Here is a 21,926-nt window from a genome sequence, read left to right on the forward strand (position 1 = left end):
TTTTATTTTGTTACAGTAGTAAAACTTCCGCCTAAAAAATTTTGCCATTCAGTAGGAACTGGATTATCAACATTTGGTAATCTCAAAGTTGTAAGCATATCACATCTTTCAAATATGCCTGTTCCTGGTGACGTTCCTGTAAATGTTATACTATTAGGAGTTGTGCCTAAATAAGTTACTGTAGTTAATTGTTGAGAATATGCAAATGCTATACTTCCTATTGATTTTAGAGATGCCGGTATTGTAAGCTCTTTAATATTACTAGAATCAAAAGCTGAATCCCCTATTGTTTCTAATGAAGAAGATAACTTTAATGTTTCTATAAATGATCCGCTAAACGCTCCAACTCCTATTGATGTTACAGAATCAGGAATAACTAATTCTTTCAAACCTTGAGCATATAGAAAAGCCTGATCCCCTATAGTTTTAAGATTTTTACTTAAAATTAACTTCTCTATACTAGTAGAAAAATAAAACGCCATTTCGCTTATTGTGATTACAGAATCTGGTATTATTATTTCTTTTGTATTATATAAAGCCTCAAAAGCCTTCATTCCTATAGTTGTTATCTTATTTTCTGGAAATATAAAATTGATAAATATATTTTCAGTACCATCAATACTATATCCTTTAAACATACCTGTTTTTATAGAGCCGTCTTGAAAATTAATATTTTTTATATCCAACTCTATATTCATAGAGGAACTAACTTTTAATGCTGCTTTTAAAGTTAAAGTATAAAGAGATTCAAAAGTTCCATAATCTTTAGGAGTTCCTGTAAATATTACTCTATACGAACCCATTTCAGTATAATAAGCTTTTAAATTCTCTTCTATTTTTTGACTTATTACTGTGTCCTCTTGACCTATATCTATACCATATTTCGCTATTAATTCTTCTTCTGTTGGGCCTGTAGGTGGTGGTACTGTAGAGCCTACATTATTACCCTCATTGCCATTATCTGGATTACTCGGACTTGAACATGAAATTATAAAAATTAAAAATAAAATTAACAATATTATTTTTTTATGCATATATAACCTCTCATATTTACTCAAACTTTACATAATGTTACTTAGAATAACATTATATATAATATAACAATATATTTTATAAAATGTTGTAGTTTTTTTGAAAAAATTTAATAATCTCTTTCTATTGTTTCTGATATAGAATCATTAGTGTAAGGCAAATCAAAATAATCAACTACTTCTGAAGTGATATTATCATAAACTATTATGTTAACACCATTAGTAGTCTCTCTTAAATTGCTCCTGCTTATAAGTATTCTGTTTCCGCTGTCAATTGCTAAATCATTATACTTATTAAGCTCTTTATGATAAATATAATTAGTCTCTCCCATTGAAGAAAATACAAGCTTGTTTTTATCTATAACATAAGAAACATTATTAGTATATATTTCATTTGTTATATTAAAATTGGAATACAAACTCTTAACCACATTATCATTAGTGGAATACTCACCAAGCATATTTATAACTATAGTATAATCATTAAGATTAGTGATTTTTTCTATATAATCATAAATATTATCTGTATCCCTTAAACCCATATCATAAACTTTATTATACTCATATAAAGAATTTCTCTCCCAAGTATAATAATTAGTATCTCCTCTTCTATCCGGCAAATCAAAATTATCTTTTAAATATTTACCCAAAAAAGAAGTATATTTCTGAACACCCTTATAATTTAAATGCCCAGAATCATTATAATCTCTCCAAAAATCTAAATCATAATCATCATAGTAATGATTGAAATTCATAAAAGGAACATCATACTCTTTTGCAATTTCCCCTACTCTATTAAAATGCATTGCCTCTTCATCGGTCATAGGGAAAGGAGAAGCTATTACAACAATAGGTATATTATTTGTTTTTGCTAACTCTAATATTTTTCTGTAATATGTTTCTTGCTGTTCTAACAAAGGCAGGCTATCTTTAATATTTTTTATATTAGGCTCTTTTACAGGAAATGTTTTATTATGAAATGAATAACCTTTAAAATATTTATAATGATTATAATTATTAGCATAAGGCACAAAATCTTCTGGTTTTAAATCTTTGTATCTGTTATGATATCTATACATTGGGTTAATAAACTCATCAAACCTTTCTGCTGCTGTTACTTTTAGAGAGTTTATTCTATTTTCTGACCATTTTAATGCATAAGTGGCTGCAACTATTTGATAATCAACAACATTAGTTCTGCTTGCTGCAATAATATAAGACTCTAATGCAATTAGTTTAGGCTTTTGATATTTTAAAACTTCAATTAAATAATGATAAGTACTCCAAATAGGCTGGCTTCCAGAAGTGAAGTTATAAGCAGCAATTCCATATTCATTATAAAGTATAGCAGGATTAACATTATAATGCACATGACTGCTTCCCAAAAATATTACATCTATAGAATTGGTTTTCTGTTCATAAAAACTGTCGCCTTGATATATACCATTTTCATTTTTAAATCTTAACGCTCTGCTTGAAAACCAAAGCAATGTAACAAATATAGCTATAAAGCAAATAATTTTTATAGTGTTTTTTATCATTTTGCAAACAACCTATTTTTTATAAGATTTTTTTATTATTTATCAAGTAATCAACCACATTATAATAATTATAAAAAACTACATTCAAATAAAAACATATCACATTCATCATTAACTGCAATTTCCTTTTCAAAAGAAGAAAATGTTTTAACTTGAGTAAATCCAACTTCTTTTAAATACTGCTCCATTTCACCATATTTATAAAGGTGCGTCTGAAAATCCATAAACTCACTTTGAATCAATTCAGCATTATTATACATTTCATAAATTGATGGCGAGAATTGAGTTTGAGTTTTCTCTTCATAATAATTTTTTGATTTAAGCACTATTTCAAAATTTTCTTTTGTTTTGACAGATACAGCAATATTATAATCATTATCATCTATACATCTATTTTTTATTGTATCAACTGCAAAAACAAATTTACCCGTTTTACAAAGCCAGTTCTTTATTCTTGTTAGAATTTGTTTGCAAATATCAATATCTGTAAACAATGATACTGAACCTGAACTAATAAATATATAATCAAATTTCTCTTTTGGGTCATATTCCATAATATCAGTATGAATTGTTTTTGCATTAGGAAATTTTAATTTTAGTTTTTTCAGCATTTCATTAGACATATCTATTCCTGTTATGTCAAACCCTCTTTCTATAAATGGAATAAGAAATCTTCCGCTTCCGCATAAAGGTTCTAAAATCTTTTTACCTTTTTCAGCATAAGATAAATAAAAGTTTAATTCATCTTCAGGTGCTTTTTTATGTAGTATCTCATACATTTCAGTACAAAGACTGCCATAATAATTTTTTTTAACTTCACTCATTTCTATAATTCCTAAAATTGGAAATATATAAATTGCTTAGGGTCAAAACCTGCTCCGTATTTTCCATATATTATTATAAAAAATAATAAGAAAAATATTACTGCCCATCTAAAATATAAACATTGATTCTTCAAAAACATATAAATAGTTTCTTTCTTTATATATTTTATTAAATCAACTAAAAACAAAACCACCAAAGATATTATTAGTATATTCATTTCAAAACGGTCTAAACCAAGCTTATATAATGAACCGTCAAATATACGCCATAAATCTATTTTAGTAAACATTCTCTGTATATAGTAAAAAGCATCATGTATAGTTTCGGCTCTAAAAAAATATCCAAGCCAAATCCACTATTATAAATGTAATAATCACTTCAAGAAGCTTAAAACTAAAACTTTTCACTTTTACATTAAGCTTACTTAAAACATTATTTTTAAACTTTGATGTAATATCTTCTATTAAATAGCATACACCATGAATAGCACCCCAAGCTATAAAAGTAAAATTAGCTCCATGCCAAAGACCGCTTACTAAAAATGTTATTAATATATTTATGCTTCTTCTAAACTTTGAGCATCTGTTTCCGCCCAAAGGTATATATAGATAATCCCTAAACCAAGTAGACAACGATATATGCCACCTGCCCCAAAACTCTTTTATGCTTCTTGCAAAATATGGAGTGTTGAAATTCTCCATTAAGTCTATACCCATAACCTTAGCTGTTCCTATTGCTATAAGTGAATAACTTGCAAAATCGCAATATATCTGTACAGCAAAAAGCAATGCTGATAATACTAATTCAGTAGAGTTATAAATATAATATCTGTTAAATACAGTATCCACCAATATAGAAGCCCTATCCGCTATCACCATCTTTTGAAAATAACCAAAAAGCATTAAAATTAAGCCCTCTGTTATCCTCTGATAATCAAACCTTTTTATTTTGTCCATGTTCTGTATTTGACCGAGTAAATGTTTTGAACGCTCTATTGGGCCTGCCACTAACTGCGGAAAGAATGATACAAACAATGCATACTTAATAATGTTTTTTTCTGACTTTATTTCACCTCTGTAAACATCTATAGTATAGCTTAATGCCTGAAAAGTGTAAAATGATATACCAACAGGAAGCACTATATCAAAAGGCTTTTCTATCAATTGTATGTTTAATGCTGATAATACAATATTAATATTCTGAAGTAAAAAATCAAAATACTTAAAAAACACAAGTATTGCAATGTTTATTATAAAACTAAATGCTACAACTATTCTTTTATATTTTAATTTTTCTATTAATATACCGCTTAAAAAAGTTACAACAGTGGAAGTAGCCATCAATAATGCATATTTAGGATTCCAAAACATATAAAAGATATAACTTGCTATAAACAAACAAATATATCTTAACTTCTTTGGAAATATCCAATACAAAATAAGCGTTATAGGAAAAAATATCAAAAAGTCTGTAGAATTAAATAGCATTTATATAACTCATAATAAAATATACATTTATAACTAAAAAAATCTTTAATTGTAATATAATTAATCTCAAAGTTAATTTAATAAGATTTTTAATTAAATTATAGTGCAGTATATTATTATAAAACTAAATATATTACAACTTATTTAATAAAAAGTATCAAAAAACTACATAATATTATACTTGACTTTTTTTAAAATATTAATAATATTTATACACAAATAAATTAAACTATACTATATTTTAAACATTGTGGATACTTTATTTACAGAAAAACTAAATCAGCTTTTATCCAATGTCTCTTTAATAGATATATTGAGAGATAGATATAAAGTTATATCTAGAGGCGGAAGTCAATACACCGTTCAATGCCCCTTTCATAAAGATGGTCAAGAGGCAAATCCTTCTATGTCTGTTGATGATTCTAAAGGTATATACAAATGTTTTACATGCGGTGCTAAAGGAAATGTATTTACATACCTAAAAGAAAAAGAGGCTATGGATTTTAAAGAGGCTGTAAAATATCTTGGAAACAGATTTTCTATTGATACTAGCAATTTCTTCTCTCAAAAAAATAAACATAAAGACCAAGTATTTGTAGAAAGTAAAAGAATAAATAAAATAGCCTGCAACTTCTTTGGTAAAAACCTTCTATTAAAGAATAATAATGGAGAATATTTTTATAAAGAAGCTATAGATTATCTAAAAAAAAGAAAAATACCATTTTCAATTATAAAAGAGTTTAAAATAGGATATGCTCCTCCAAGCTGGAATGCTTTAATTAAGGCTTTAAACGAAAATAATATAAGCACAAACAATATAAATGCATTAGGGTTAGCAAGCATAAGCAAAAATAATCCAAATCATTTTTATGACACATTTATAAATAGAATAATGTTTCCGATAATCAATGAAAAAGAGGAGATTATAGGCTTTGGCGGAAGAAGCATTGATGGAAAAGAGCCTAAATATTTAAACTCAAAAGAGAGCTTAATATTCAAAAAGAAATCTGCTCTATACGGCATAAATATAGCCAAAACACATATAATGAAGAAAGATGAAGTTATATTAGTAGAAGGCTATATGGATACAATCGCTTGCCACAAAATGAATATAAAAAATGTTGTTGGAAGCTTAGGTACTGCCATTACAGAAGAACATGCAAAAGAAATAAAAAAATATACCAACAATGTAGTTTTAGCTTTAGATAATGATGAAGCGGGGCAAAAAGCTACTAAAATGGCTATATTAACACTATTGAAGTTTGATTTAAAATTGACTATACTATTGATAGAAACAACTAAAGATTTAGATGAGTTTTTTACTATAAATAATGCTAATGGTTTTGATATACTATATAATAAAAAACTTGCTTGGTATGATTTTTTGTTAAAAACATCAACCAATAAAGACATAGCATTACTTACTATAGAAGAAAAGTTATATATAGTAAAGTTATTTTATAATTATTTAGATGTTTTGAAAAGTGAGACTGAAAAACAAATGATAATCTCTCATATTTCATCAGAACTTTCTATTGACAGAGATGCTTTCAATAGAGATTATTTAAGAACTTTAACTAATAAAGTTCAAAACACAAAAGTTGTTTCTGCTTTACAAAAACCTATAAAAGATAACAAATTTTACTATGAAAATAGTTTAATATATTTACTTGCTTTAAATCCATCTTTAATAAAAGAGGCAGAGAAAGAGATAGGTGTAGATCTTATTAAAAAAGATATCACAAGGGAATTTTATATAAGGCTCTTAACTCTTAATAAAGATGCAACAGCTGAAGATGCTCTTAATGTATTAGGAAACGAGCATATAGCTAATCAGATAAGAAGCAAGAAAAAATTGTATACTGATAATATACAAGAAAAATTAGAGGAGCTTATTGTAAAGATAAAAAGCGGGGATATAGACTATAGGAGAGAGGAAGTATTAAAAACTACAACACTCCAAAGTAATGAAGGATTTGAAGCTATATGTAATAAAGCCCGAGAAATACATTTACTAAATAAGCAAAAGGAAAAACTATATCAAGGAAGTGATTATGATGATTGAAGAGGATTGCGATCTTCTAATTAAAAATAATGAAAAAATTAGAAAATTGCTTGAAAAAGGAAATGCCAACAAATATCTTACATTCAAAGAGATTAATGCTGCCATAGATAATATGGACACAGATGTAATGGATATACTTTTTCAATTATTAAATGCTAGAAAGATTGTCATTGTTGAAGACAAAAGGGAATTTGAAAGCCTTTCTAAGAATCAAAATAAAATTGATGATGCGGCAAGGTTTATACATGTAGAAGATAAAGTTGGAAATAATGATGACCCTATAAGACTTTATCTTAAAGAGATAGGCAAAGTTGATCTTCTTACTCATGATGATGAGGTGGAATATTCTAAAAAAATAGAACTTGGAGAATCTGAGATAGAGTCTATTATATTAAATACGCATTTAGTAGTTGGAGAAGTTTGAACACTATTAAATGCGTGCATAGCGGAAAAGTATCTATACATGAAATATTAGAGCCGCCAAGAATATATAATGTATCCACACAAGAAAAAAGAAAATTAGAAAGAAAATATAAAAACTTTGAAAAAGAATATGTTGATTTGGCAGAAAAGTATTTAGCTTTAGACAAAAGAATAAAAAAAGCTACTACACAAAAAACTATCAAAAATCTCACAAATGAACAAAATGAGATAAAAGAAAATATAGTAAAGCTACTAAGTAAAGTAAAACTTAATAGAATGGAAATTGATAGAATTGCAGAGAAATTAAAGTTTTACTTGCATAGAATCAATCAAATAGAAGAATATTTTGAGAAATTAAAGAAGAGATACGGCAAAGAGATAAGCGATTTTGAAAATTACTATAATGAAATTGAAAGCGGAAATAAAAAAATATATACTAGACTTGTTGATGAGTTTAATATTACTCCAGAGGCTATAAAAGCAGTATTAACAAGCTTCCATAATTCTCAAGTTCGTATGGCTGATATTTATGATGAAGTTCGTACAGATAAAGAGACTTTAGTTGAATGGGTAAGAAAAATTGATTCTTCAAGAAGAAAAATTGCTCAGGCAAAAGACCATATTGTGAAGGCTAATTTAAGACTTGTTATATCTATAGCAAAAAAATACACTAACAGAGGTCTTCATTTCTTTGATTTGGTACAGGAAGGAAATATTGGTCTTATTAAGGCCGTTGATAAATTTGAATACAAAAAAGGATATAAGTTTTCAACATATGCAACTTGGTGGATTCGTCAGGCTATCACTCGTTCTATAAGCGACCAAGCTAGAACTATAAGAGTACCAGTTCATATGATAGAACAAATCAACAAAGTAACTAGAGTATTAAGACAGTATATGCAGCAATATGGAAGAGAACCTTCTATACAGGAAATAGCAAGAGCTTTAAGCTGGCCTGAAAGCAGAGTTAAAAGTGTAAGAAATGTTGCTAAAGACCCTGTATCTTTAAATGCTCCTATTGGCGATGAAGAAGATACTATACTTGGAGAACTTATTGAAGATAAAGAGTTTGAAAGCCCTCAAAACATTACTACATTCAAAATCTTAAGAAAGCATATAGATTCTTTGCTTGATAATTTACCTGAAAGAGAACAGAAAGTTATTAGAATGCGTTATGGATTAGATGACGGATACAATCATACTTTAGAAGAAGTTGGATATGTATTTAAGGTTACTAGAGAGCGTATAAGACAGATTGAAGCTAAGGCTATAAGAAGATTAAGAGCTACTTCCAAAAAGAAAGAGTTAAAAGAGTTTTTAGATTCTTAAAAAAATCTTATATAAAAATAAAAGGGAGATTAATTAATCTCCCTTTATTATTTTTTTATTTTGTATAAAGATTTTCTATTTGGTCTTTATATTCTTCCATTATTTTATGTCTTTTTATTTTTAATGATTGAGTAAGCATGCCATTTTCTATAGTAAAGTCTTTGCTTGTTATAATAAGCTTAGATATAGTTTCATAAGGTCTAAAACCATTTTTACTATTAACCAATCTGCTTAATTCATGCTTAATAAGTTTAACAACATCTTTAGAGTTTTCCATATTATTTTCATCATAATGTATTTTATGCTTATCCAAAAACTCTTTAACATTATCTTTATCTATTACAACTATAGCACCTGTAGAAGCTTTATCCTGACCTACAAGCATTATTTGGGAAATATATTTAGATTCCATAGCTTTATTTTCTATAGGCTGAGGCTCAACATTTTCACCTGTTAAAAGAACTATAGTCTCTTTTGCCCTTCCTGTTAATACTATTTCACCTTGTTTTGTATAAGCACCCAAATCTCCAGAATTAAAGAAACCATCTTTTTTAGCCTGTCTTGTTAATTCTTTATCTTTGTAATACTCTTTAAAAATATTAGGTCCTTTAATATAGCAAACCCCTAATTCCCCATCTTTACAAATATTTCCGTTTTTATCTCTTACTTCTATTTGTACCTCTGGAACAGGTGCTCCACAAGTTCCTCTGTAATTTTTAAAAGGAGACCTTAAAGTTACAACAGGTGCAGTCTCTGTAATACCCCAACCAACAACCAAATTAATTCCAGTGGCTTCTATAAAATCTTCTATATACATAGGCAAAGCTCCGCCTCCTGATATAGTTAAACGAAGTCTGCCGCCTGTAAGTTCTTTTATTTTCTTATAAACTAATTTTTGTGCCATTTTATGACTCATAGGGTCTAACGGCAATATATCATATTCTATCTTTTTGCTTTCTTTCTTTTCATCTCCAAGAAGATAAACCATATTATTTTGATATCTTAAATTTCTTATATATCTAACAGAACCTTGTATAAAAGATTTAACCATCATTTTTACTGCTGCAGGTTTTTTATCTATATTTTTCATAACACCATTATATATATTAACCCAAATAGCCGGCACTGATATAAATATATCAGGCTTCTCCTCAACAAAATCATTTTTTAAATCTCTTTTATTAGTGATAGCAGTGAAACACCCAAAAATAGCAGTAACATAAGAGATTGTTCTTTCATATATATGCCATATAGGAAGAACAGTTAAAAGCTTCTCCCCTCTTTGAAGTTTTATTATATCAGGCAATACTCTCACATTATGTAAAATGTTTCCATGAGTAAGTATTACGCCTTTAGGTTTGCCGGTTGTACCTGATGTATATATTATAGTAGCTGTATCATCATTATTAAGCTTTGAAGCCTTTTTTACAGCAAAGTCTTTATCACCATTTAAAGCCTCTTCTCCAAACTCCAAAAATTTACTAAATGAATAAATATTATTTCTAGGTTCATGAATAGAATTATCTAAAACAATTATAAGCTGTATCTTTTTAGAAGATTTATCTATTTTATTTAGTACATACTGATTTTCTACTATTACAGCCAATGAATCACTATGCTCTATTATATAATTTAATTCTTCAGATGTAGAATCATTTCCTCTAGGAACATCTGCTGAGCCTATAGCTAAAAGTGCCATATCACATATAAACCACTCTATACGGTTTTCTGAAAATATAGCAACATGCTTACCAGATAATCCTTTCACATCAAATGCCTTAGCAATAGCATTTATCTTATCATATATTTTTTCATATACTATAGTTACTTTTTCACCATTATTGTTCCTATATCTATAAATAGGGCTTTGAGGTATTTTTTTTACAGTATCAAAAAAAGCACTAGGTATAGAACTATATTCTTCCATAAATCCCCCAATCATGATTTTTTAAAATAGTTAATTATTACTATATTATAAAAATAATTACTTTTAACTATAATAATATATATAAAAAAATATTACAAGTGATTTTCAATATACTCTAAAAGACTTAAGCAGTAACTATCCACTTTAAAAATTGATAAAATATTATTAGACAGTAATTTTCTTTTTATGTTGTTATTGTTAATATATACTTCATATATAGCATTAGATATATCATTAACACTATTCATATCGCAATTTATACTGCAATCTTTTGCAACTTCATAAACACCAGAATACTTTGAAATAATTGAAATACAAGAAGAGTAAAGTGCCTCTATAACAGTAAGTCCAAAAGGTTCATTTATAGCAGGCATAATAAGAGCATAACTTCTATTTAATAAATCTTTCTTTTCTTCATCGCTAACAAAACCAAGAAATACGATGTTTCTTTCCATTCCAATATTAGAAACTAATTTTTTTAATTTCTCTTCATACCTACCCTTACCTGCTATAATAAACTTTAAATCTTTATTATCAATTCTCTCTAAAAAGCTCTTAAAAGCAATAATGGCATTTTCTAGATTTTTAACTTTTTCTAATCTCCCCACATAAAAAAAATAGTTCTGCATCTTTTATATTTATAACTTCATCAAAACCAGTCACGCAAGGATATATAATTTTACTTTCTCTATTATAAACACGCTTTACAGAATTTGAAGTTCTCTCACTATTAGCCATTATATAATCTATAACGCTCACCCCTAACCTATCTAGCTTCATAGTATAACGAGCAATAAAATCTAAAGTCTTTTGTTTAGCCTTATAGCTTTCATCATCTTCACCATAAAGCCTCACACTAGGTTCATGGCAATACCAAAAACTTTTAGGAAGATTTATAGAATTATTTTTAGCATATTTATAAGTCAAACCAAAAAATATAGTTGCTGGAAAATTATGAATTAGTACAGTATCATAATCTTTTAATTGATAAGCTAAAAATTTCGCAGTTTTTCTGAAAATAAATGGATTTAAAGTTATATCTGTTTTTATTTGTTTTATATAACTTGGTATATTTTCTCTTAATCTATAAGTATAAATAGTAGATTCAATATTATACTTCTCATAAAAATGCTTAGCTGTGGCAAGTATTACATTTTCTGCCCCGCCATTATATCCAAAAGTAGGATGCATTATAGCTATTTTTTTAATCTTCATTTTAATATAATAATTTATTTTTCAATAACTTACAACATAAAAAAAATTAATATTTATAAATTCATAAATAAAAGCCGCAAAACTATAAAAAACTTTTTATTGTTGACTTTATTATACTTTGTGTTATTATAATTTGCATCGTAAGAGGATAATATTATGTATTTAAGTCTAAAACAAAAATTATTCTTCAATCAGGACGCTTTTCCAGATATTTACTTTCTATAAATATACCGTGTGTATATCTTAAATCTAACTATTAATAGATATTATTTTTTATTATTGCATTAAAGTATCATTTTTTAATAATTTTTTATTAATAATATTTCAACATTATATTTTATAAGGATTTTTTATGTCTAAAGTATTGGTGGAATTTATAAATACCTGTCCTACCTGCGATGGGTATTCATCATATTTAAAAGAACTTCAAGAAACGTATAAAGATAAAATAGAAGTAAAACTCTACTACGCAGGCAAAGATTTTGATTATTTAGCAAAATATGGAATGGTAGATAGAGGCACATTAATTATAAATGAAAAAAACAGATATGATGTGTTAAGCAAAAAGTTAATAGAACAAGAAATTAAAAAAGCTATAGAAACACAAAACTCTTAAATATGGAAATAAAAAATATGATAATACGTTTTTTATATGTATTTTGGGACTTTCTTGTTATAAGTTCAGAATGGATTGTTATAAGCTTAATATTATCAGGTATAATACATGCCTTTGTTCGTCCGCAGGTGCTTCAAAAATCTATAGGAAATAAAAAAATATCTTCTCTAATGAAGACAACCATATCAGGGGCAATACTTCCTATATGCAGTTGCGGGGTGCTTCCTTTAGCATTGAGTTTATATAGAACAGGTGCATATTTAGGACCTACCCTTTCTTTTCTGGTGGCAACTCCAATAATTAACCCTGCCGCAATAATAGTGGCTTTTGCTATGCTTGGAAAAAAAGTTACTTTTATATATATTTTATGCGGTATATTTTTACCTTTAATAATAGGAATCTTAGGAAACATTTTTGGCGGAAAAGAATTAATTGCTCCTGAAGTTTTAAAACTGCAAAGTATGAATATTAAAATTCCAGAAAATACTTATGTAGATAAAACTCCTTGGTACAAAAAATTATATAACGGAATATTATGGGGCTTTAATAATTTAGGAATAGAGATAAGCAGATTTATATTAGTAGGAACTTTATTTGGAGCTATTTTATTAACGGTAGTGCCTCAATCATTTGTTATGCAATATTTGAGTAATCCTAAATTAGTTTCAATTATAGGTATAACATTAGTAGGATGCATGATGTATGTATGTGCATTAGGACATATTCCATTTATTGCGGCATTAATATCTGCAGGTGCTTCACCAGGTATAGCTATAACTTTTTTAATTACAGGCGTTGCTACAAATATATCTGAATTAATAAGCATATATAAATTAATAGGAAAAAGAACTTTAATAATATATCTTTTCTCTATGCTTTTCTTTGGCATATTGATAGGATACATTACAAATATTTTATTAGCTAATAATTTTATACCAATATTTGATTTATCAAGTTCAAGTAAGCAAATAGAATTAGCAAATAATATAAATATCACTTTTCCAGATTGGTTCAAAAATATATGTGCTGTTGTAGTGTTGTTTATGGGGCTTTATTCATGGTTCATGATTATAGTAAAAAAAATAAAAGTTTTAATAAGCAGAGGAAAAGAAGTTAAATGTTAAGAATGCTTTTTGTTTTATGTTTTTTTGTGTTTATTTCCTGCAATGATAAAAATTATAATACTGAATATATAAAAAATGCAGAAGGCATAAATAATAAAGAGCTTTATAAAGAGTATATAAAAAAATATTCTGATAAGGAGTTATTAACTTTTTTGGAAGGAGATTTGAACGGAGATAATATAAATGATTTAATAATAATATATAAAGAATCTGAATACTCAAACAAATTAATTGGTATATACAAAGATTCTAATAAAATATTAATGACCACTCCAATACCAGCACCTATAGAAAATTATACAATCAAATTTTATAACATAGATGAAAAAGTGCCAAATGAAATTTTAGTGTCTGGTAAAAAGGGAGCTAGTATAGGTTTTGCTGTTTATAGACTTGAAAATGGAGAATTAATAAGCTTATTTGAAAACGGCATGGAAAAATGCTGCTAAATATAAATAAAAAAATATAAGGAGAAAAAAATGAAAAAAGTTGTAATTATTTTTTCTATGATTGTTTTTATCATTTCATGTAGCGGAAGTGATAATGCATCTAAAGCAACAGAAACTTCTATTTCAGAAGATGTACAAGCTATAGTTGATGACTATAATTTGGAAGAGTTAAGCGAGGCAGACAAAAAATATAAAATTAATTTAGGTTATTATAACTGCGACCATATGACAGCAGCTTGTGTTGGAGAAGATACTGGAATATTTAAAGCATTAGGTTTAAATGTTACAGTTACAGGGAATGGTAATGTACCAGAGGCTATGAGTGCTGGGCAGATGGATATGGCTTATGCTGGTTTTACAACTACTTTAAATGCGGTAAAAAATAAAGTTCCTCTTTTTATAGCAGCAGAAAATCATACAGGAGGAGCTGAATATTTTGTTGTTTCTAAAGATATAGAAAAGCCTGAAGATTTATTAAATAAAAAAATATCTATGGGAGCTAATGCAGAAACTGAAAACCTAAACTGGGCAGAATGGACAGAGCAACTAAATATACCAAGAGATACTACTTATTATGAAAACTTTTCTATGAGTGATTCTGATGCATATTTTGCATTTAAGTTAGGACAGCTTGATGGATATGGTGCATGCGATCCTTGGGGTTCTATGGCAGAATATGAAAACACTGGTAAAATATTAAAAAGACAAAACACAGACAGAGAAATAGATGGACATGGTACTTGCTGTAAAGTTTGTATGAATTATAACTTTGCTAAAGCTCACCCAAAATTGGCAGAGAGAATACTTCTTGCTCATGTTATGTCTATTGAATATATGTATCTTCACCCTTACAAAGCAGCAGAAATATTCGCTGAAAATTATAATGTTCCTTTAGAAGTTGGTCTTATGACTTTATGGAAAAAACTTAATGAAGAAGGAAGAACTATCACTTGGAAATTAAACAGAGAATACGTTCATAATCAAATGAAAACTATGAAGAGATTAGGCATAAGAGATGATATTAATTCTCTTAATATAGATGATTATATTGACTTGTCTTATTTTGAAAACTCAGGTGCTAAAGATTTTGATGTATTTATTAAAGAACAAGTTGATCCAATATTTCCACTTGGCATGAGCTATGAAGATTGGAGAGCTAAAGCAGTAGAGATAGATAATATTAAAGAAGAGCCTAAAGCATAAAAATTATAAGCAGGAAATAAATATGAGGCATATAATAAAGAAAAACAAATATATCATTGTATTTAGTATAATTTTTGTTATATGCTTTATTTTATTTCAGAATTATAAAAACTCTTTAGATAAAAAAGATACAATAACTATAGCATGCGGAAATGATGCTTCTGGAATGCTTTTTGATTATATCATAAATACTAAAAAAAATTCTAATATAGAGTTTTCAAATATTGATTATATACAGTTTTTGGATTGCTGCGGCTCTCAGGCTGAGTTTGCTTTTATATCTGGAAGAGTTGATATGGCAGTATTATGTCCTGATGCGGCTTTTCAATTAGTATCTATAGACACAAATTATTACATAGTAGATTCTATAGTGAAAGGCTCTAATATATTAGTTTATTATAATGAAAGCTATGATGATGATAATGTAAAACCCAAAAATATTGGCTATATGAATAAAAGACTTCTTCAAGAAATATTGTTAAAAGAGAAATATACAAATTCTAATTATTATCCTATGCTTTCAACTGCATTGCCTTATGCTTTAGAAAAGAAAACTGTTGATGCTGTATTAATTGATATTATTTTAGCTTTGAAAATAAAAGAAGCAAGATTCAAAAAAATAGATACTGAAGAAATTGATTATTATTTGGTGGCATCAAAAAAATTAAAAGATACTTTAATGCTTAATAATTTTATAAAAGCTTACAATGAAGCGGTGAATGATATTGAAAATGAAACTATATTGTCAAATATGCTTACTCATTATTTAGATATTTCAAATTCACAAGGAGAGATAAAAACATGGAAAACAATGGGAGTCAAGTTCCTCAAAATAAAAGCAGAGTCATAAATTTAGGAAATGCTGGAAACAGTTTATTTATGAAGTTTTATAGTATTTCTGTACTTTTAGCTATTATGATAATTTGGTATTTTCTTGCCAAAAAGATAGATAATAATTTACTTCTTCCAGATTTTATTTTAACTTGCAAAGAGTTTTTTAAATCTTGGATAGATTCTTATACAGTACAAAATTTGCTTATAACATTAGAGCGAGTTTTTAGAGGTTTTCTTATAGCCTGCATAATAGGTCTTCCTTTAGGGCTTATTATGGGTTATTCAAAGCCTATACTTTTAGCTGTATCCCCAATAATAAATTCAATAAGACAAGTACCCATAATGGCATGGATTCCATTAGCTATAGTATGGTTTGGACTTGGTGACGGCCCTACAATATTTTTAATAACTATGAGTGCAATATTCCCGCTTATAATAAACACAATAGACGGAGTAAGAGGAATAGACCCTAATTATATTAATGCTGCTAGAAGTATGGGAGCAAAAAATATAGACATAATGCTTGATATAATTTTACCTGGTGCCTTGCCTTCATTTCTTACAGGATGCAGACTTGCTTTAGGACTTGGGTGGATGAGCGTAATATGTGCAGAGTTTATAGCTACAAGTAAGGGGTTTGGATTTATATTGGTAGAAGCTCAGCAGAGGCTTGAGACACCTAAGCTTTATGCTCTTATGATAGTATCTGCTCTTATTGGATTTAGTATGGATAGAATATTAATTATATTAGAAAAATTACTTACTTCTTGGAGATTTAAAAATGGCAATTCTTGAAGTTAAAAATGTATGCAAATCTTTTAAAGTTTCAAAAAAAGCTCCTGAAGTTGAAGTATTAAGAAACATTAATTTTAATATAGAAAAGGGAGAGTTTGTAACTTTACTTGGTCCTTCAGGCTGCGGTAAAACAACACTTCTTACTATGATAGGCGGTTTTCAAAATCCTAGTTCTGGAGAGATATTGCTTGAAGGAGAGAAAATAGAAAAGCCTTCTTCTGAAAGAGGATATGTTTTTCAAAATTATGCTTTATTTCCTTGGATGAATGTTGAAAAAAATATTTTATATTCGCTTAAGTTTTCAAAGATGAATAAAGAAGAAAAAAAGAAAAGATTAGAAGAGCTTCTTGAAATGTCTCATCTTAAGGGTCATGAAAAAAAATATCCTATATCTCTTTCTGGCGGAATGCAGCAGAGGGTTGCTGTTGTAAGAGCATTAGCACCTAATCCTAAAATACTTCTTTTAGATGAACCTCTTGGTGCTATAGATTTGCAGATGAGAGAACATATGACAAAAAGAGCTACTGCAGTTAGTTAAAGAAAGTAAAAGTACTGTATTAATGGTTACTCATGATGTATCTGAGGCTGTTTATATGAGCGACAGAGTTATAGTGATGAGCTTAAACAAAGGAGAAATTGTTGCTGATATAAAAATAGATTTAAAGCACCCAAGAGAAAGAGACAGTATTGAATATATAGAACATGTTAGAGAACTTAGTAATAGTGTTAAAAAAGCTTTTATTAATGAAGCGTCTATTGATAAAAGTTAATATAAATATTTTTTAGAGGATTTAATTTATTATGTTTGATTCAGATTTTATGAACAAATATGGAGTATCTGATAAGTATCATAACTTAGATTCAGATATGCAAAACGCAAGGTTAAGGTTAATTGATAAAGTAATAGAAACAGGCTGCACTATAAGCAAAGAAGAAGCTATAAAAATATGCGGCGATGAAAAATTGTACAATTCTTTAATAGAAAAAGAAATTGTTACTATGAGCGGTGATTCTGTTGCATTTCTTTATCCTGTATCAGCTATGGAAACTAATCATAGAGTAACACTTTCAGACGGAAGAGAGTTTTGTTCTATGTGTGCTATTGATGCTTTAGGCTCTTATAGTTTATTTCATCAAGATACAGAAATTAATTCTATATGCTCTCAAACTGGAGAGAAGATATATGTAAGAATTAAAGACAGACAAATAGTAGAACATTCGCCTAAAGATATTCATGTTATTCATGTTGATCTTAATAAAAACAAAAACTGGGCTAGCACTTGCTGAAATATAATGAATTTCTTTGGTTCAAAGAATGATATGAATGAGTGGCTTAAAAATCAAGAGGTTGATAACAATACAACATATCTTTTAGATTTACAAACCGCTTTTAAAGTAGCAACTGCTATATTTCAGATATAATTTTTTATAAAATTAATCTTCTTATAATAGTTAATCATTTATTTAAGTATTTAATAAAATGATTAACTATTAATAAATTATTTTATTTGTTACTTATGAAAATAATTATAAATATTATTAGCTACTTTATAGCTTATACCAGGTATATTAGCTATATTATCTAATGAAGCATTTTTTATATTGTCTATATTAATAAAATGAGAATAAAGTTTTTCTATACCTTTTTTACCCAAACCTTCTATTTTTTCAAGTTCACTTTTTACCATCTCTCTGCTTCTCTTTCTTCCATGGCTAGTATTAACCCATCTATGCGTTTCATCTCTCACCTTTTGTAAAAACAATCTTGCAGGCTCATTATCATTTAATTGAACAGGAGTTTCTCTGTTAGGTAAATATATCTCTTCAAACTTTTTAGCAAGTGCCATTATAGGCTGATTTTTTATATCTAATTCTCTTAAAGCCTCTATTGCAGAATTAAGCTGACCTCTTCCTCCGTCTATAAGTATTAAATCTGGAAATGTAGAGTTTTCTTCTTTAAGCCTTTTATATCTTCTATATACAGCCTCTTTTATGGAAGCAAAGTCATCTATACCTGTAACAGTCTTCATATTAAATATTCTATAGTTTTTATTATCAGAAACACCATTAACAAATCTCACCATTCCAGCCATAGTATAACTTCCCTGAATATGTGCTATATCGAAAGACTCTATTATAGATGGTGCTTTTTTTAGTTTGAATATTTCCTGAAGCCTTGTAAGACCGATAGGCACCTCTCTAATCAATGCCCTCTCTTTAAATAAGTGCCTTGCATTTTCATTTGCTATAGAGATTAAACCTTTCTTTGTATTATCAAGTTTTATTTCAACATCTCTTCCGGATATCTCTTTTAAATAATCTTTCACAATATCAAAATCTTTAATTACAAAATCTGTAGATATTGAAGCAGGTATCAAATTATTATGAGTATAATATTGAGTAATGAAAGCAGAAATAACTTCACTGTATCTAGATTTATTAGAGTACTCATCAATATTTTTGTCTTGCATGGAGAAAGTTTTTCTGTCTACAAGCTTACCGCCTTTTACAGAAAGCACTACAATAGTATAATCTCCATTTTCACCATAAGCTCCTATAATATCTATATCATCACTCTCTGGTACATATATACTCTGTTCAACTGTGATAGATTTTAGTAAGTCAATTTTATCTCTTAAATCTTTTGCTCTCTCAAACTCTAGCTTCTCTGCAAATACAAACATGTCTTGCTTCATTTTAGCAACAAGCTCATCAACATTGCCCTCAAGAAGCATAATAGCATTATCAATATCTTTATCATACTCTTTCTCGTCAATCAAATCAGCACAAGGAGCAGTACATTTACCTATATGATAATAAAGGCAAGGTCTTATTTTGCGTTTTAGAGGAAAATCATATTTGCATCTTCTAAGCTTAAAATTATCTATTATAAACTTTACTATATTTTCTGCCCTCTCTGCAGCAACATAAGGACCATAATATTTTTTATATTTTTTAGCATTGTCTTTGTCTATTACATTTCTTGCTTTTATTACTCTTGGAAAATGTTCGTTTGTAATTGCTATAAAAGGAAAAGATTTTTGGTCTTTAAGAAGTATATTATAATGAGGCTTATGCTTTCTTATCATTTCAGCTTCGAGAATTAATGCCTCTACTTCATTTTTTGTAACTATATAATCAATGTCTCTAATATGTTCTACTAATGCTGTTGTTTTTGCATCTTTATTATTTCCTATAAAATAGGAAGATACTCTTTTTTTTAATGATTTTGCTTTGCCTATATATATGATATTGGCATCTTTATCTTTCATAAAGTATACGCCAGATTTTGTAGGCAGGCGTTTTAATTTTTCTGAAATATATTCTTTAACTTGATTATTCATAATTATAAGTTTATAATATATAAAAAATAAAAAGTTTGTCAAAAAAATAAAATGCTGCTATACCTAAACAATTTTATTTATATTTTTTTATAATTTTTTATTCAACTTTTTCCCGTAGCTACACAGTGTGGACTTCGTCAAAGTTTTTGCCCTTCGGGCACGCTTAGCGAAAGTGCAAGTGTTCTAACTTTATATTTTGGAATATATAAAATAATATCTATGTTTTGCTATACATAAAAAGCTATGTTTTATTAAATGCAGTTCTTTTGGTTCTTTTATACCAATAAAAGAACTGGGGTGTGGGGCAAAGCCCCACAAATATTTAAAATTAAAAAATATAAATTTTGACAAACTTAAAAATTTTCAGTATATACCTAAACAATTATAATTTATCAATTTTTATTTATTTGCAAATAGAGTTTTAATTTATTAAGAATATAAAAACTTATAATATGTTACTAAAATACTTTATATGTAAAATAAGTTATTTATTTTGTGTAATAATAAGTAATAAACCGAACGTATAAAATGTATTGAATAAAGGCAGGCAGTACCATGCGGAGAAGTGCCGCGGCTTGCGGTTGACAAACTTAAAATTTTTTAGTATATACTTATTATAACAAACTTTAGGAATAACAATGAAAGCTTTAGTTTATATTGGAGATAAAAAAATAGAATTAAAGGAAATAGAAAATCCAAAGATTATAGACAGTAAAGACGCTATAGTAAAAGTACAATTATCAAGCATATGCACAAGCGACTTTCACATAATAAACGGTCAAGTACCGAGAGCAAATAAAAATATAGTGCTTGGGCATGAATTTGTGGGTGAAGTAGTAGAAACTGGAAGCGAAGTAAAAAAACTTAATATAGGCGACAGAGTATCTGCCAACTGTATAACTTTTTGCGGAGAATGCTATTACTGCAAAAATGGCTTTATAAACAACTGCGAAAAAGGAGGCTGGGAGATAGGCTGCCGTATTAATGGCTGTCAGGCTGAATATGTGAGAGTGCCTTTTGCAGATATGTCATTAAATATAATTCCTCAAAATGTTACATACAAAAATGCATTATTTGTAGGAGATATTTTGGCAAGCGGATATTTTGGTGCTGAGCTTTGTGATATAAAAAATAATGATACTGTTTCTGTGATAGGTGCAGGACCTGTTGGACTTTGTGCAATGATGAGTGCGAGGGCTTTCGGTGCAAAAAAGATTATAGCAATAGACATAAACGAAGATAGATTAAACATCGCAAAAGAAAATAAATTAGCAGACTTTTTTATTAACCCTAATAAAGTTAGTAATATAGAAGAATATATAAAAGATATCAATAAGGGAAGGCTTTCTGACGGCACTATAGAAGCAGCAGGCGGAGAAAACACGTTCGATTTGGCTTGGAAAATTGCAAGACCTAACTCTGTTGTGGCATTAGTTGCAATGTATGAAAAGCCTCAAATACTTCCATTAAATATAATGTATGGAAAAAACTTGATATTCAAAACAGGTGGTGTTGATGCTATTCATAGTGATGAAATCTTGCAGCTAATATCTCAAGGCAAGTTAAATACTGATTTTCTTATCACTCATACTATAAAACTAGATAACATATTAAGAGGTTATGAGATATTTGATAAAAAAGAAGATAATTGTATAAAAATTGCTGTTGAACCTATAGAATAAAGCATTAAAAAATTAGAACAATCTAACATTTTTTAA

General features: G+C 28.0%; 20 protein-coding genes and 1 pseudogene. 12 read left to right on the plus strand and 9 right to left on the minus strand.

The genetic code is table 11. From position 1 onward, the window contains the following. Positions 1–2: 2 nt before the first annotated feature. The 5 genes from BPP43_RS04540 to BPP43_RS04555 all read right to left on the minus strand — a co-directional run bounded on the left by BPP43_RS04540 (position 3) and on the right by BPP43_RS04555 (position 4,767). Positions 3–1,034, minus strand: coding sequence for a leucine-rich repeat domain-containing protein (locus BPP43_RS04540; protein WP_015274306.1), 1,032 nt, complete (start codon positions 1,032–1,034; stop codon positions 3–5). A gap of 107 nt (positions 1,035–1,141) precedes the next feature. Next, on the minus strand, positions 1,142–2,572 hold the full coding sequence (locus tag BPP43_RS04545) for an SGNH/GDSL hydrolase family protein (RefSeq protein WP_015274307.1): 1,431 nt from the start codon (positions 2,570–2,572) through the stop codon (positions 1,142–1,144). 68 nt (positions 2,573–2,640) lie between these two features. After that, positions 2,641–3,396 carry a class I SAM-dependent methyltransferase gene (locus tag BPP43_RS04550; RefSeq protein ID WP_015274308.1) on the minus strand — a complete coding sequence of 252 codons (756 nt, stop codon included), beginning with the start codon at positions 3,394–3,396 and terminating at the stop codon, positions 2,641–2,643. Positions 3,397–3,407: 11 nt separating this feature from the next. Further along, positions 3,408–3,686, minus strand: a complete 279-nt coding sequence (locus tag BPP43_RS12055; protein WP_252832405.1) for a hypothetical protein — start codon at positions 3,684–3,686, stop codon at positions 3,408–3,410. A 40-nt stretch (positions 3,687–3,726) separates the two neighbouring features. Then, the gene (locus tag BPP43_RS04555; RefSeq protein ID WP_252832406.1) at positions 3,727–4,767 is read right to left on the minus strand and encodes an MBOAT family O-acyltransferase; all 1,041 of its coding nucleotides are present in this window, start codon (positions 4,765–4,767) and stop codon (positions 3,727–3,729) included. A 367-nt stretch (positions 4,768–5,134) separates the two neighbouring features. On the opposite strand from BPP43_RS04555, the gene dnaG reads away from it, so the two are divergent. Both dnaG and rpoD read left to right on the plus strand, forming a co-directional pair. Beyond that, on the plus strand, positions 5,135–6,949 hold the full coding sequence (gene dnaG / locus BPP43_RS04560) for a DNA primase (RefSeq protein ID WP_015274309.1): 1,815 nt from the start codon (positions 5,135–5,137) through the stop codon (positions 6,947–6,949). Beyond that, positions 6,939–8,701, plus strand: a pseudogene (gene rpoD, locus BPP43_RS11470) (RNA polymerase sigma factor RpoD). Before dnaG ends, rpoD begins: the two are co-directional and overlap by 11 nt. A 55-nt stretch (positions 8,702–8,756) precedes the next feature. Here rpoD and BPP43_RS04575 read toward each other — a convergent pair. From BPP43_RS04575 to BPP43_RS12070, 3 genes are all read right to left on the minus strand, one after another. Continuing rightward, the gene (locus tag BPP43_RS04575; protein ID WP_015274310.1) at positions 8,757–10,628 is read right to left on the minus strand and encodes an AMP-dependent synthetase/ligase; all 1,872 of its coding nucleotides are present in this window, start codon (positions 10,626–10,628) and stop codon (positions 8,757–8,759) included. A 92-nt stretch (positions 10,629–10,720) separates the two neighbouring features. After that, complete coding sequence (locus BPP43_RS12065; RefSeq protein ID WP_252832408.1) at positions 10,721–11,236, minus strand: glycosyltransferase; 516 nt, start codon at positions 11,234–11,236, stop codon at positions 10,721–10,723. Further along, positions 11,214–11,843 (minus strand): glycosyltransferase family protein, encoded by a 630-nt coding sequence (locus BPP43_RS12070; protein WP_252832409.1) that lies wholly within the window; start codon positions 11,841–11,843, stop codon positions 11,214–11,216. The genes BPP43_RS12065 and BPP43_RS12070 overlap by 23 nt, the downstream gene beginning before the upstream one ends. A 352-nt stretch (positions 11,844–12,195) precedes the next feature. Between BPP43_RS12070 and saoT the strand changes: the two genes are divergently transcribed. Genes saoT through saoL form a run of 9 tightly spaced genes read left to right on the plus strand, consistent with a single transcriptional unit; the run spans position 12,196 to position 18,286 of the window. Continuing rightward, positions 12,196–12,459: a thioredoxin-like (seleno)protein SaoT gene (saoT, locus tag BPP43_RS04585; protein WP_014932786.1), complete on the plus strand. Its 264-nt coding sequence runs from the start codon at positions 12,196–12,198 to the stop codon at positions 12,457–12,459. A gap of 17 nt (positions 12,460–12,476) precedes the next feature. After that, complete coding sequence (saoE, locus tag BPP43_RS04590; protein ID WP_015274311.1) at positions 12,477–13,583, plus strand: efflux transporter SaoE; 1,107 nt, start codon at positions 12,477–12,479, stop codon at positions 13,581–13,583. Beyond that, the gene (saoC, locus tag BPP43_RS04595) at positions 13,577–14,032 is read left to right on the plus strand and encodes a Cys-Cys-COOH (seleno)protein SaoC (protein WP_013244967.1); all 456 of its coding nucleotides are present in this window, start codon (positions 13,577–13,579) and stop codon (positions 14,030–14,032) included. The genes saoE and saoC overlap by 7 nt, the downstream gene beginning before the upstream one ends. A gap of 30 nt (positions 14,033–14,062) precedes the next feature. After that, positions 14,063–15,235 (plus strand): ABC transporter substrate-binding subunit SaoX, encoded by a 1,173-nt coding sequence (gene saoX / locus BPP43_RS04600; RefSeq protein ID WP_015274312.1) that lies wholly within the window; start codon positions 14,063–14,065, stop codon positions 15,233–15,235. 22 nt (positions 15,236–15,257) lie between these two features. Further along, a complete protein-coding gene (saoB, locus tag BPP43_RS04605; RefSeq protein WP_015274313.1) occupies positions 15,258–16,085 on the plus strand; it encodes an ABC transporter substrate-binding (seleno)protein SaoB in 828 nt (275 codons plus the stop codon). Further along, complete coding sequence (gene saoP / locus BPP43_RS04610; RefSeq protein ID WP_014932782.1) at positions 16,037–16,864, plus strand: ABC transporter permease subunit SaoP; 828 nt, start codon at positions 16,037–16,039, stop codon at positions 16,862–16,864. The genes saoB and saoP overlap by 49 nt, the downstream gene beginning before the upstream one ends. Next, the gene (locus BPP43_RS04615) at positions 16,851–17,402 is read left to right on the plus strand and encodes an ABC transporter ATP-binding protein (protein WP_252832410.1); all 552 of its coding nucleotides are present in this window, start codon (positions 16,851–16,853) and stop codon (positions 17,400–17,402) included. Before saoP ends, BPP43_RS04615 begins: the two co-directional genes overlap by 14 nt. A 22-nt stretch (positions 17,403–17,424) precedes the next feature. Further along, positions 17,425–17,634 carry a hypothetical protein gene (locus tag BPP43_RS12075; RefSeq protein WP_252832411.1) on the plus strand — a complete coding sequence of 70 codons (210 nt, stop codon included), beginning with the start codon at positions 17,425–17,427 and terminating at the stop codon, positions 17,632–17,634. 31 nt (positions 17,635–17,665) lie between these two features. After that, a complete protein-coding gene (gene saoL / locus BPP43_RS04620) occupies positions 17,666–18,286 on the plus strand; it encodes a MerB-like organometallic lyase SaoL (protein WP_238476750.1) in 621 nt (206 codons plus the stop codon). An 89-nt stretch (positions 18,287–18,375) separates the two neighbouring features. Here the strand turns inward: saoL and uvrC are convergent, their stop codons facing one another. Beyond that, entirely contained in the window at positions 18,376–20,208 is a 1,833-nt protein-coding gene (uvrC, locus tag BPP43_RS04625) for an excinuclease ABC subunit UvrC (RefSeq protein WP_013244960.1), read from the minus strand. Between the two features lie 638 nt (positions 20,209–20,846). Here uvrC and BPP43_RS04630 point away from each other — a divergent pair. Further along, positions 20,847–21,890 carry an alcohol dehydrogenase gene (locus tag BPP43_RS04630; protein WP_015274315.1) on the plus strand — a complete coding sequence of 348 codons (1,044 nt, stop codon included), beginning with the start codon at positions 20,847–20,849 and terminating at the stop codon, positions 21,888–21,890. The last annotated feature ends 36 nt before the right edge of the window (positions 21,891–21,926 follow it).

Origin of the sequence: Brachyspira pilosicoli P43/6/78 (assembly GCF_000325665.1) — a bacterium.
Lineage (GTDB): Bacteria > Spirochaetota > Brachyspiria > Brachyspirales > Brachyspiraceae > Brachyspira > Brachyspira pilosicoli.